This window comes from Croceivirga sp. JEA036 (assembly GCF_011882165.1).
Classification (GTDB): domain Bacteria; phylum Bacteroidota; class Bacteroidia; order Flavobacteriales; family Flavobacteriaceae; genus Croceivirga.
Genome location: NZ_JAATON010000004.1, coordinates 38,686 through 51,847, shown reverse-complemented (window position 1 = coordinate 51,847; position 13,162 = coordinate 38,686). Strand labels below are relative to the sequence as shown.

Sequence of the window (13,162 nt, the reverse complement as noted above, 5' to 3'; positions counted from 1 at the left end):
CATAGTATTTAATGGTAGTTTTCGGTATCTTTCCCTGTAAGACTAAACTGAATGAATATTACTATTACCGGAACGGGTAGTTACATTCCCGAAACTGCCGTACCAAACTCAGATTTTTTATCTCATGCATTTGTAGATGCTAATGGAATGGCGATTGCTGCTCCAAATACTGAGATTATTTCAAAATTTGAAGCCATCACGGGCATTAAAGAACGTAGGTACGCCAACGTAGAACAAAAGGCTTCGGACTTGGGATATTTAGCAGCAGAGAACGCCATAGCAGATGCCAATATAAACAAGGAGTCCATTGATTATATTATTTATGCACACAACTTTGGCGACCTTGCTCCGGGCAAACCTCAAGGAGATGTACTACCGAGTTTAGCCAGTAGAGTAAAGCATCTATTGCAAATCCAAAATCCTAACTGCGTAGCATTCGATTTAATATTTGGCTGCCCAGGATGGTTAGAAGCTATGATACAAGCCAAAGCTTTGATAGCAAGCGGAATGGCAAACACATGCCTACTAATTGGCGGTGAGACCCTATCACGAGTAGTAGACACCTATGACAGAGATAGTATGATTTTTGCTGACGGTGCAGGAGCTACAATTCTACAAAAAGATGGTGGCAATGGCAGTATTCTAGCTCATGCAACACAGACCTACGCTAATGATGAAGCGTACTTTTTATACTTTGATTCTAGTTATGAGAGTTCTGCAAAAAACGAACAGCAGTATATAAAAATGCATGGCAGAAAAGTATATGAATTTGCTTGTATTAAAGTACCCAAAGCCATGAAAGCCTGTTTAGACAAAAGTGATGTAGCCATAGATGAGGTCAAAAAAATTTTTATACATCAGGCAAATGAAAAGATGGATGAGGCCATCATTAAGCGCTTTTACAAGCAATACAACATGCCGGTACCAGATGGCATTATGCCCATGAATATTCAGCAACTAGGGAATAGCTCTGTTGCTACTATACCTACGCTGTTAGATATGGTACGTAAAGGGCAATTAGAAAACCATGCTTTGCAAGAAGGAGATGTTATTCTGTTTGCAAGTGTTGGGGCAGGTATGAATATAAATGCAATGCTTTACAAAGTTTAGCGTTTTTTAGCGCACAAATTTGGAATATGTTTACGGAAATTTGAATCTTTACCTTATGTACGAAGGCAAATTTCCGCATAAACGCTATAAACATACTTTAGCATTCTTGCAAAAACACATTACAAAAGACCAAAGCCTGCTAGACCTTGGTGTAGAAAATCCGTTTACCAAAATAATGATCAAGGCAGGTTACACAGTAGAAAACACCAAAGGAGAAGACCTAGACGAAGATTTTTCTAGTGTTGAAAATAGTGATGCTCCAGTAGTTACAGCTTTTGAAATTTTTGAACATTTAATTGCCCCCTACAACGTTTTAAAAAACATTAAAGCCGATAAGTTGGTAGCGAGCATACCCATGCGCTTATGGTTTGCCCCCGCATACCGTAGTAAAACTGACCCTTGGGACAGACACTATCACGAGTTTGAAGATTGGCAGTTTAATTGGTTGTTAGAAAAAGCAGGATGGGAGATTAAAGATAGTGCCAAGTGGACTAACCCAACCAAAAAGATTGGTGTACGCCCTTTACTTAGGTATTTTACCAACCGCTATTATATTGTCTACGCAGAGCGAAAAAAATAGACATGCAAATAAGCATCATCATCCCTGCTCATAATGAAGCTAAATATTTAAACGCTTGTTTAGCATCCTTTGTAGCACAAACACAGCCTCCAGACGAGCTCATTGTAGTGGACGATAATTCCACCGACGAGACGTACCAAATTGCAGCTTCTTTTGCTACCAGACACCCTTGGATTACCATAGTGCAACGTAAGAGTGAAGATGTACACATTCCCGGGAAAAAAGTGGTAGACACTTTTAACTTTGGCTTGCAAAAAACCAAAATTGCGTACGACTTAATTGGTAAGTTTGATGCTGATATAATTCTGCCTCCCAATTACTTTGAAGTAATGCGCAACCGATTTAAAGCCAACTGGCTATTGGGCATGTGCTCGGGAGTTTTGCATTTAGAAAAAAATGGCGTTTGGCGGTTTGAGGGTATCGCTAATAAAAACCATGTACGTGGTCCTATTAAATTGTATTACCGCCAGCTTTTTGAACTCATGGGAGGGCTAAAACCTGGTGTTGGCTGGGATACCGTAGATACGCTGTTATGTACGTTTCACGATTTTCAAATAGAAACAGATGAAAACCTCATCGTAAAACATTTAAGACCTACTGGACATGGGTACTCTGTTAAAAGCTATCAACAAAAGGGAAAAGCACTTTACCAAATGCGTTATGACGTCGTGCTAGCAAAAATCGCGTTGTTAAAAATGGCGCTACAAGCAAAATCTCCCCTACTCTATTTACAAGGAATTGTAGGCTACTTAAAAGCATTTTTTACGAGCACAAAACCTTTTGTTACCAAAGCCGAAGGCAAATACATTAGAAAGCACCGCTGGAAAGGTGTTCTTTCTAAATTAAGGATATAAAAAAAGTCGCTCTAAAGCGACTTTCTTCTTATTCTATCAATACACCTTATTCTAACACTTCTTCTATCGGCGTTCCAGTAGCTCCATTAGGAAAAGAAATGCCTAATAAAACCGATAAGGTAGGGGCTATATCTGGTATCTCTGTACGGTTAGCCGTTTCCCCTTTTTTAAATCCTACACCATAAAATAAAAGCGGTGCATGAGTATCATAAATAAAAGGAGAACCATGCGTGGACCCTGTCTTAGAATAACTAATGTGCGCAGGTTTAGGCACATAAATTACATCCCCAGAACGTTTTTGGTGCCATCCATTTTGCAAAATGTAAGGTATGCCTTTGGTATAATTTTGTTGCCACATTTGGCTGCCTGTGTATACTTTATCTATATCACTGTAACTCAAAATCTCATAGGCAATTTCTTCTTGAACGTCTGCCAATGCTATATCTAAATTATTAACCACTTTATGGTCTAAGAATATTTGCTCATTACTTATATTCTTTACAATGTCTGTAGTTCCGTAACGGTATTTTAAAAACTCCTGAAATTGAGTTTTAATCGCATCCATTTCAAGGTACCCGGCTGGCACTTTTTGGTCTTTTAAATAGGCTGGCACAGGTATTGCCGCATGGTCTGCAGTTAGGAACAAAGTATAATTACCTGCACCAACTTTAGCATCCAAACCATTTAACAATCGTTCTAAATCCTTATCTAATCTTAGATATGTATCCTGTATCTCTTTGGAATCTACCCCAAATTTATGACCTACATAATCTGTGCTAGAAAAGCTCACCGCTAAAAAATCGGTATCGCTATCCGCACCTAAAGCTTCGCCTTCTAAAGCTGCTAAGGCAAAATCTGTAGTAATACTATTGCCGTATGGCGTACTACTCAAAATACTAAATTGCCCATTTTCTTCCCAAAGTGCTGGCAAATCATATGGGAAGGTTGTAGTATCTTTACCTCTAAACTTACCCTCGTAATTATTGGCATCTACAACACTTTCTTTATAAGTTGCGATTGGCTTAAGAGTTTCCCATGGTTTTTTATAGCCCTCAACAATAGAAGATGCATTAAAATCTTGTACCCATTTGGGCAATTGATTCATATAATAAGAACTGGTAATAAAGTTACCCGTAGTACCACCTTCAAACCAATAGGCTGCATTTGCCGTGTGGCCACCAGGCAAGACAGCTCCTCTGTCCTTAATAGCTACTGCAATGGTCTTACCTCTCATTTGCGTAAACAACCTTAACTCATCTGTAATGGTGGTTGTCAACATTCTGTGTGGAGACATTTGTCCTTTAGCAGATGTTGTACCTATAGAGGTATAACTGTCATCAGCAGCGCAGTAAACAGATTTATCTGTTTCTTTATCGTACCAATTATTGCCAATTACACCATGTACAGCCGGTGTTGTACCAGTGTAGACCGATGTATGTCCAGGCCCAGTACTTGTGGGAGCGTAATTAAAGTGATGGTTTTTACAATTAAAACCATTATTTACTAATCTTTTAAAACCGCCTTCTCCATAGTGGCTCCAAAAACGAGTAAGATAATCGTAACGCATTTGGTCTACAATAATACCAACTACAAGTTTTGGTTTTTGAGTTTGGTGAATTTCTGGTGTCTCCTTAGCATTCTTCTTCCTCCTTTGTGCTGATGTGGTCCAAGTTATTGCACACAGTAATAGTAGTACAATACACAATCTGTGTTTATTCATAATTATAAATTATCCCATGCAAAACTATTCAATAAACCGTGTTAATGGATTAAAACAAGGTTAAAAGCGCAGCATTATTCTTATTTTTACCAAAGGATATAGACATTCGCTGCATGAATTACCTTGCTTCTATTGGAAAATACTTTATTATGGTTTGGGAGGTTTTTAAAAAACCTACTAAGTGGTCCATCATGAAGACTTTGATACTCAAAGAAATAGATGAACTTATATATGGTTCTCTGGGGATTATAATATTTATAGCCTTCTTTATTGGCGGGGTGGTAACCATACAAACCGCTTTAAACCTTACTAACCCATTAATCCCAAAAAGTCTTATTGGTTTTGCCACACGGCAATCTGTTATTTTGGAGTTTGCACCAACATTTACCTCTATTATCATGGTAGGAAAGGTGGGTTCTTACATTACCTCTAGTATTGGTACCATGCGGGTTACAGAGCAGATAGATGCCCTAGAAGTTATGGGTGTAAACTCTTTAAACTACTTGGTTTTCCCAAAAATTATTGCCATGCTTTTTTATCCATTTGCAGTAGCTATTGCCATGTACACCGGAGTATTAGGAGGTTGGGTAGCAGCTGTATTTGGAGATTATGCCCCTAGTGGAGATTACATTATGGGCTTACAGTTAGATTTTATTCCTTTCCATGTGTATTATGCCTTTATAAAAACATTACTATTCTCTTTTGTCATAGCAACAATGCCCTCTTATTTTGGGTATTATATGCAAGGGGGAGCGCTAGAAGTTGGTAAAGCAAGTACCACAGCATTTGTCTGGACCTCTGTGGTACTAATTATTTTAAATTATGTTTTAACCCAATTAATGCTTGGCTAATGATAGAAGTAGACAACATCCATAAAACGTTTGGTGAGAACCATGTATTAAAAGGGATTAGCACCACTTTTGAGCAAGGAAAAACCAATTTAATCATTGGCCAAAGTGGTTCTGGTAAAACTGTTTTTTTAAAATGCTTGTTAGGATTATTTTTTCCTGAACAAGGCGCTATACGCTATAGTGGCCAAGATTATTCCCAGTTGACAAATGATGAGCAACGAGATTTACGACAAGATATGGGGATGGTTTTCCAAGGCAGCGCTCTATTTGATTCTATGACGGTTGAAGAAAATGTACGCTTTCCTTTAGATATGTTTACCAAACAGGGTAAGTCTGAAATGCAAGACCGTGTAGATTTTGTTTTGGAAAGGGTTCGTTTGAAAGACGCGCATAAAAAATATCCCTCAGAAATTTCTGGAGGTATGCAAAAAAGGGTTGCCATTGCTAGAGCTATTGTAATGAAGCCTAGCTATCTATTTTGCGATGAACCTAATTCTGGTTTAGACCCCAAAACAGCTATCATTATAGATAATCTAATTCATGAAATTACGGATGAGTACAATATTACCACAGTAATTAATACGCACGACATGAATTCTGTAATGGAAATTGGAGAAAAAATTATTTTTCTAAAGAATGGTCATCTAGAATGGGAAGGCACCAATAAAGAAATTTTTAAAACAGAAAATGAAGCGGTTACAGACTTTGTATATTCTTCTGAACTGTTTAAAAAGGTACGCCAAATGTATATTGAAGAAAGGAACTGATTTAAAAAACCAGCTCCTTTTACTATAGATTTATAAACGTCTTATCTGCAAAGTACTATCTTGCAAACGCTGTTTTAACCATTTAGACAGTTTTTGCTGTTCTTTGTCTATATGGGAATTTTTTAATTTTTCATCCCACTTAACTTCAAATACAGGCACGGTATCTAGCTTCTTAAAGTTAGATTTGATTTGATATGCAAAATTGATTTCAGTTAAATCCTCATAATTAATTTTAGCTTCAGCCGTAATTTCGCTAAAAGGAATTTGCTTTCCTACATTTCTACTCAAACGGGCCACTTCTGCCTCTAAAAAATGTATTCGCTCTTCTCTGGTTAGCAATTCTGCCTTTTTAGCTTCGTATAACTCGGTTACGTAGTTAAATTTTTCTTCAGAATCATCCTTACCACCCTGTATTACGTGTAATTCCGCATCTTTAAGCTTACTAAAATTGTTCTTTTTAGTACGCCAAGAATTGATGATGTTTTCTGGGATTTCCTCAGTACCCATACAAACAATCTCTATAACACCACCATCTTTCTCATACTCTAATTTAGTAAGGTTATCTACATACCTACCATTATTAGAAAACTCATAAGACTCAATAGTATCTCCTAAAAATTCCTGCGCTTGCTTTTTAAACATACTCTCATTAAAAGCCATATAAAAAGTATAACCCGCTGGGAGCATTACTAAAAAACCTACGGTGGATGCAATACGTGCAATAAAACGTCTTCTTTGGCTATTGGCATACTTAACCATAGGAAAACGAAGGTATTTTACTACCAAGAAGGTTGCTAAGCCTATAAAAATTGTATTAATTATAAACAGGTACATAGCCCCTAACGCATACCAATATTTACCAATAGCCAAACCAAAACCAACAGTACATAGTGGCGGCATTAATGCTGTGGCTATGGCTACTCCAAAAATTACACTTGCAATGGTACCTCTTTTAGCACGTGCAATAACCAATGCCAAACCACCAAAGAATGCAATTAATACATCTCTAATATCTGGTTTTGTTCTAGCTAAGAGCTCAGAACTTTCATCTTGTATAGGAAAAACATAAAAGAAAAGAAAGGCGGTAATTACACTAAGTACCACCATGACCACAAAGTTTTTTAAAGATTTGCGTAAGGTCTCCACATCATTAATGGCTAAGGATAACCCCATACCCAATATAGGGCCCATAAGCGGAGAAATTAGCATTGCTCCAATAACCACTGCTGTAGAATTGGCGTTTAACCCAATAGACGCAATAAATATAGAACAGATAAGAATCCAAGATGTATGGCCTTTAAAAGGTATATCTTGTATAATAGATTCCTTTGTGGCTACAGCATCTGTATTACTTCTAATCTCTAAAAGCTCTGACAAGAACTTTTTTACACTACCTAGTAAACCTTGAAAATCCTTTTTAACGTCTTCCGAATTAGATTCGGTTTTGTGGTCGTCTTCTTTAAATAAATTTTGACTCATATATTATGCGAATTCGTCTCCAAACGCATCACTAACCTGCCCTCTTACTTGCTTTATATCTTGCTGTTTGGATTTTGGGTAAATTAACAACACATCATCTTTATCTACAACAATATAATCATCCAAACCATCAATCACTACTATTTTACCTGCTTTAGTACTAATCATATTTCCTTTAGCATCGTTTAGTACGGTATTGGCATTTACTGTTGCGTTATCTTGTGGGTCTTTTTCTAACTTATCGTATAAAGCGCCCCAAGTACCTAAATCATTCCAATCAAAAGTAGCAGGTAAGGTATAAATCTTTTTGGCCTGTTCTAAAATAGCATAATCAATAGATATGTTTTCTGCCTGTGGATAATGTTCGGCTATAAAATCTTTTTCCTCGCTATTATTATAGCAAGACAAACCTTTCTCAAACAAGTTATATTGCGATGGCTGGTATGCTTTAAAGGCATTTACAATAGTTTCTACGCTCCACATAAAAATACCGGCATTCCATAAAAAGTTACCTTGTTCTATAAATGACTTTGCCGTTTCTAAATCGGGCTTTTCTCTAAACTGTGCTACTGGCTTTAAATCTTCTGTGGCCGATTTTTCAAATTCAATATACCCAAATCCGGTATTAGGAAAAGTAGGCTGTATCCCCAGCGTACATAATGCATCTTGTTCTTCACACTTAGCAAAACAAGCTTTTACGTCTGCCTCAAAAGCAGCTTCGTCTTCTATCCAGTGGTCACTCGGTGCTACAATCATCACCGCATTCGGATTCATTTTCTGAATCTTTAACGATGCATATAAAATACATGGTGCGGTATTACGCATTGCAGGTTCTAGCACCACCTGTTCTTGCTTTACTGCTGGGAGTTGTTCTAACACCAAATCATTATAACGTTCATTGGTGAGAATTAAAATATTTTCTGTGGGTATAAATTTATTTAAACGGTCAAATGTTTTTTGTATTAAGGACTTTCCAGTTCCTAACATGTCATGGAACTGCTTTGGATTATTGGTTGTACTTACCGGCCAAAAGCGTGATCCTACGCCACCAGCCATTAAAACGGCATAATAATTTTTATTCATGGTCTATATTTAGTCTTTTAATACTTCTACTTCAGCATTGGGCTGAAACAAATACATCCGTCCCGTTGCCACCTCCAAACACTCATAGCGTTTGGTTCTTTTTTTACCCTTTTTAAAGATTTTTCCATTATAAATGCGAAAAACACTTCCCATAGGTAATTCAAAAACGTAAGAATTTTCTTTATGTTGCACTGCATCATACTGTTTCAATGCAACGGCCAAATTAGTATCTGTACTGCTACTTGCCTTTGGATTTCTAAAATGATTTGCAATTACCGGCAGCAATTTAGAAGGGAAAACTTCTGGTCTTATAAATGGCACCATTAAATTTATAAAGGTTTGTTTCCACTCCACCCCATGCGGTTTTATTCGCCTACCATATTTTTCAAAAGCCACCAAATGCGCAATCTCATGGATTAGCGTAATTAAAAACTGGTACTTATTACTTGTGGCATTCATAGTAATTAGATGTTGTCCGTTAGGCAGCCGTCTATAATCCCCATGCCTAGTTACGCGTTTGTTCACAATCTTTAAATGAACTCCAAACTGCTTAATTAATTCCAAACAAGGTGTCACAGCCATTTCTGGCAAATACTTTTCCAACACTTGGCTCATGCAACAAAAATAGAGATTAGAAAGCTACTATTTTAAGACGTAGCGATAAAATAATGAGAACTTTACAAACGTTAAGAGGGTGTATTTTAATTTTATTCGTGTAAATACAACCAACATTATGGTAAGCAGAAGGAGATTTTTGAAGGGAGCAGCAGCACTTGCCGGCACAGGAGCAATAATGGGCTTGTATTCCTGGCAAGTAGAACCACATTGGTTAGAATTTGTACACAAACGTATGCCTGTTGCCAATTTACCTAAACCGCTCGTTGGCAAAACTTTATTACAACTTAGTGACATCCATGTTGGACCTAAAGTAAATCAAAAATACCTATTAGATGCAGTTGCAAAAGGCACAAGCTTAAACCCAGACTTTGTAGTTTACACAGGAGATTTTATCCATTTTGAAAACAACGACACCTTTTTAGATTTAAAAAAAGTTTTACAAAAAGCACCAAAAGGAGCCTTGGGCACCTATGCTATCCTTGGAAACCATGATTATGGAGAACAGTGGTTAGATGCAGAAATTGCGGATACTATCACAGACTTATTAACGCAAGAGGGTATTACCGTTTTACGTAACGAACAGCAAAATATTCACGGGCTAAATATTATAGGCATAGACGATTACTGGGGCACTAACTTTTTCCCTAAAAATGTATTGAAACAGTATGATGCTTCCCAAGCTAATATTGCCCTATGCCACAACCCAGATGTGTGCGATTTAGATGTATGGAATGGTTATCAAGGCTGGATTTTATCCGGACATACCCATGGTGGGCAATGCAAATTACCTCTTTTAGAACCCCCAATACTTCCCGTACAAAATCCTAGGTACAGTGCTGGTGAAATTGACCTGTTTGATGGCCGTACGCTATATATCAACAGAGCCTTAGGACATTTGCATCAATTACGATTTAATGTTAGGCCAGAAATAACGGTCTTTACCTTGGAAGAACTAAATTCTTTTGGTTAAAAAAATCTGAATTTTAAAACAACTCTAAGTACATTTAGTAAAACTGAATGTATGAAGCTCCACGTATTAGTTTTTTTATCGCTACTATGCTTTGCTTGCAAGAAAAACGACATTTCTAGTAACATAGCTGCATTAAGTACCGAGATAGAACATATCCAAGGAAAGTCTGCGTATTTAGATTCCCCTTTTGTAACTGCTGGCAATCGAGTATACATGGTAGGGCATCAAAATGGGAGTTTTCCTGATTTAGGATGGCACATTAAAGGAGAAATGGGCGGCATATGGAACCACCCAATAAAACTAATGGATGGTTTTGAGCTTTCTATTATTTTGGATAACAAAGAGTATGCTTTAACTCAAGCAGATATTTTTACCAATTATCCTTTTTACAATCAGCACACCTACAATTTAGAAGAACCACAGCTCCAAATAGAACGTTGGCAATTTGTTCCCGATGATACAGAAGGAGTTTTAGTACAAGTACTGATAAAAAACAAAAGCAAAACTCCTACAGCTATAGACTTAAATTTTAAGACAACCTCTGACCTAAGACCGACATGGCTTGGAGAGCGTACTGATATGATTGATGGTAAAGACCGTGCTGAGTTTGATAGTACCATTGACGGTTTTTTAATTAAGGACGAAGCAAATTCATGGTTTACCGCGTTTAATAGTTCAGAAAAATCAACAGGAAATACTACCGAAGTAACGATAGACAACACCTCTTTAAATTCTCTGCAATATGAATTCACCATAGGCGCGCAAAAAGACAAGCTTATTAATTTTGCGATTGCAGGTTCTTATACTTCTAAAGAAGCTACTCTTAAAACTCTTAAAAATATTCAACAACATTGGCACCAGGCTTTTGTAGCTAAGAAAAGTAGATACCAAGCTTTGGCACAAAAAACCAAACTTACTATACCAGATAAAGATATGGAACAGGCTTTTAGATGGTTAAAATATAATTGTAATTGGTTAATACGTAATGTACCAGAAGTAGGTAGTGGAATTACAGCAGGCTTACCAGATTATCCTTGGTGGTTTGGTGTAGATAGTGAATATGCTTTACAAGGCTACATGGCGGTTGGTCAAACCGATGCGGTTTACAATACCATAAGACTTTTAGATAGTGTTTCTGAAAAAGTAAATGGCAATGGCAAGATTATTCATGAAATGTCTACCAATGGTGCTGTTTTTAATCCTGGAAATATCAACGAAACCCCACAATTTGCCACCTTACTTTGGCGCGTTTATCAATGGAACGGTGACAAGGCTTTTTTAAAACGCTACTTTCCTACCGTTAAAAAAGGATTAGCTTGGTTATTAGCCCACAATGATTTGGATAAGAATGGTTTCCCTGAAGGATTTGGTATGATGGAAATTCATGGATTGGATAGTGAAATGATAGATGTAGCAGCCTATACCCAGCAAGCATTTGCCGCTGCTGCGCAAATGGCAATGGAATTAAATCAAATTGATTTAGCCAAAGACTACCACAAAAAAGCAACCGAACTTACAACTAAAATAAATCAGGAATTTTGGTCAGATGATTTTAATAGTTATGCTGATTTTATAGGCACAGATGAACAGGCGTTGCATTTGATAGATGATGCCATTATCCGAGCGGATACTTTAAACAAACCATGGGCTATTAAGGAGTTGAAAAATACAGCTGATTTCATTAAAAAAAATCCTTCGGATACTCCAAGACCTTTTGTATTGCACCACAATTGGGTTGTAAATACACCAATGGAAGTCGGCATTGCAGATACAGCCAAAGCATTGAAAGCGCTACAAACCGCAGAACAATTTGTGAATCCGTTTGGCGTATTTGTAACAGGTATTGACAGGGATGCTTCTGCAGGTGCAGACGAAAACACCTTTGTAGCGCCTAAAGTCTTTTCCTATACAGGTGCTGTAATGACTTTACCGACAGGTGTACAAGCCATTGCTGAGAACAATTACAACAGGCCAGATAAAGCTTTGGAATATCTAGAACGGATGACCAGAAGCTTTAGTTATGCATTACCTGGAAGCATGTATGAGGTTTCTCCAGATTATGGTATGATGACACAGGCATGGAACATTTATAGCTACGCCTATCCAATGGTTCATCAATTTTTTGGTATTCAACCAGAAGCACAAAATAAAACCGTACATATAAAACCCAATATGCCGTCAAAATGGAATAAGGCTAGTCTAGAAAATGTACAGGTGGGTGATGGTGAAAATAGCGTATCCGTTTATTTTGAAAGAAAAGGCGATACAATAAAATTAAAGGTAACACAAATCAACACAGATTGGACACTTTTAATAGATGCTCCCAGAGGATTTAAAAAAATAACTGCCAATTCTAATGAAGCAAAAGCAAATAACTCAGAAAAAAGACTGACTTCTAATGCTAAAGAAATCAGTCTTACAATATCTAAATAAGTTTTTCTAGTTTTCTATGGTGTAGAGCTACTTACTTGTAACACTTTTCCATTGTAAAATCTATTGCCAGTCAAAGCGAAGTCTTTAATATAATTTGCCATTTCTAAAGCAGTAATTGGAGCTTTATAACCCGGAAAAGCCTCTTCTAGCATCTCTGTTTGTACCGCTCCTAATGCTAAAACATTAAAAGAAGGACCGTTTTCTTTGTATTCTTCTGCTAATAATTCTATCAATGTAATTACAGCTCCCTTACTGCTGCTGTATGCAGCTAGTCCAGGAAACTTCATACTTCCTTGGATGCCTCCCATGGAACTAACGGTGACTACATGGCCATCAGCATTCATTTTGGGAAGTACTGTTTTAATTAATTCGGCTACGCCAAAAACATTAACCCGATACACGGCTTCAAAATCTTCAAAAGACAACTTTTCAAAAGGTTTGTTCACTAAACTACCGGCATTGTTAATGACCACGTCTACAGAATCCCAATCGCTAATAAATTCAGTTACTTTTTGGTATTCTTCTACCTTGCTTAAATCAAACTGAAATGTGGCAATATTAGCGTGATTCAAGTCCAAAACTGGTCTAGGATTTCTAGATAATGCTAACACTTTGTGCCCTTCATCAGCAAAAAGTTTTGCCATTTCTAAACCAATTCCTCTGCTGGTTCCAGTGATAATAATATTTTTTGCCATCT

The 13,162-nt window shown here is 37.1% G+C and carries 12 protein-coding genes; 7 read left to right on the top strand and 5 right to left on the bottom strand.

What is annotated here, in order from left to right:
- The first annotated feature begins 51 nt into the window (after positions 1 to 51).
- Genes HCO57_RS11405 through HCO57_RS11395 form a run of 3 tightly spaced genes read left to right on the top strand, consistent with a single transcriptional unit; the run spans position 52 to position 2,544 of the window.
- Entirely contained in the window at positions 52 to 1,110 is a 1,059-nt protein-coding gene (locus HCO57_RS11405) for a 3-oxoacyl-ACP synthase III family protein (RefSeq protein ID WP_167989144.1), read from the top strand.
- Between the two features lie 55 nt (positions 1,111 to 1,165).
- On the top strand, positions 1,166 to 1,690 hold the full coding sequence (locus tag HCO57_RS11400) for a methyltransferase (protein WP_167989143.1): 525 nt from the start codon (positions 1,166 to 1,168) through the stop codon (positions 1,688 to 1,690).
- Between the two features lie 2 nt (positions 1,691 to 1,692).
- Positions 1,693 to 2,544, top strand: a complete 852-nt coding sequence (locus tag HCO57_RS11395; protein WP_167989142.1) for a glycosyltransferase — start codon at positions 1,693 to 1,695, stop codon at positions 2,542 to 2,544.
- A gap of 46 nt (positions 2,545 to 2,590) precedes the next feature.
- Here the strand turns inward: HCO57_RS11395 and pafA are convergent, their stop codons facing one another.
- Positions 2,591 to 4,264, bottom strand: coding sequence for an alkaline phosphatase PafA (gene pafA, locus HCO57_RS11390; protein ID WP_167989141.1), 1,674 nt, complete (start codon positions 4,262 to 4,264; stop codon positions 2,591 to 2,593).
- A 113-nt stretch (positions 4,265 to 4,377) separates the two neighbouring features.
- Here pafA and HCO57_RS11385 point away from each other — a divergent pair, with 113 nt between their 5' ends.
- Positions 4,378 to 5,115, top strand: a complete 738-nt coding sequence (locus HCO57_RS11385; RefSeq protein ID WP_136951672.1) for an MlaE family ABC transporter permease — start codon at positions 4,378 to 4,380, stop codon at positions 5,113 to 5,115.
- Entirely contained in the window at positions 5,115 to 5,882 is a 768-nt protein-coding gene (locus tag HCO57_RS11380; RefSeq protein ID WP_167989140.1) for an ABC transporter ATP-binding protein, read from the top strand. The genes HCO57_RS11385 and HCO57_RS11380 overlap by 1 nt, the downstream gene beginning before the upstream one ends.
- Positions 5,883 to 5,912: 30 nt before the next feature.
- Here HCO57_RS11380 and HCO57_RS11375 read toward each other — a convergent pair whose 3' ends face one another.
- From HCO57_RS11375 to HCO57_RS11365, 3 genes are read right to left on the bottom strand one after another with little or no spacing between them, the layout of a single operon-like run.
- Positions 5,913 to 7,361 (bottom strand): DUF389 domain-containing protein, encoded by a 1,449-nt coding sequence (locus tag HCO57_RS11375; RefSeq protein ID WP_167989139.1) that lies wholly within the window; start codon positions 7,359 to 7,361, stop codon positions 5,913 to 5,915.
- Between the two features lie 3 nt (positions 7,362 to 7,364).
- Entirely contained in the window at positions 7,365 to 8,444 is a 1,080-nt protein-coding gene (locus HCO57_RS11370) for a mannose-1-phosphate guanylyltransferase (RefSeq protein ID WP_136951675.1), read from the bottom strand.
- A 9-nt stretch (positions 8,445 to 8,453) separates the two neighbouring features.
- Positions 8,454 to 9,059, bottom strand: coding sequence for a SprT-like domain-containing protein (locus HCO57_RS11365; protein ID WP_167989138.1), 606 nt, complete (start codon positions 9,057 to 9,059; stop codon positions 8,454 to 8,456).
- Positions 9,060 to 9,177: 118 nt separating this feature from the next.
- Between HCO57_RS11365 and HCO57_RS11360 the strand changes: the two genes are divergently transcribed.
- Together HCO57_RS11360 and HCO57_RS11355 are read left to right on the top strand one after the other, a co-directional pair.
- On the top strand, positions 9,178 to 10,032 hold the full coding sequence (locus HCO57_RS11360; protein WP_136951677.1) for a metallophosphoesterase: 855 nt from the start codon (positions 9,178 to 9,180) through the stop codon (positions 10,030 to 10,032).
- 51 nt (positions 10,033 to 10,083) lie between these two features.
- Positions 10,084 to 12,465 (top strand): glycogen debranching protein, encoded by a 2,382-nt coding sequence (locus tag HCO57_RS11355; RefSeq protein ID WP_167989137.1) that lies wholly within the window; start codon positions 10,084 to 10,086, stop codon positions 12,463 to 12,465.
- A gap of 14 nt (positions 12,466 to 12,479) precedes the next feature.
- On the opposite strand, the gene HCO57_RS11350 is transcribed toward HCO57_RS11355, so the two are convergent.
- Positions 12,480 to 13,160, bottom strand: a complete 681-nt coding sequence (locus tag HCO57_RS11350) for an SDR family NAD(P)-dependent oxidoreductase (protein WP_136951679.1) — start codon at positions 13,158 to 13,160, stop codon at positions 12,480 to 12,482.
- Between the last annotated feature and the right edge of the window lie 2 nt (positions 13,161 to 13,162).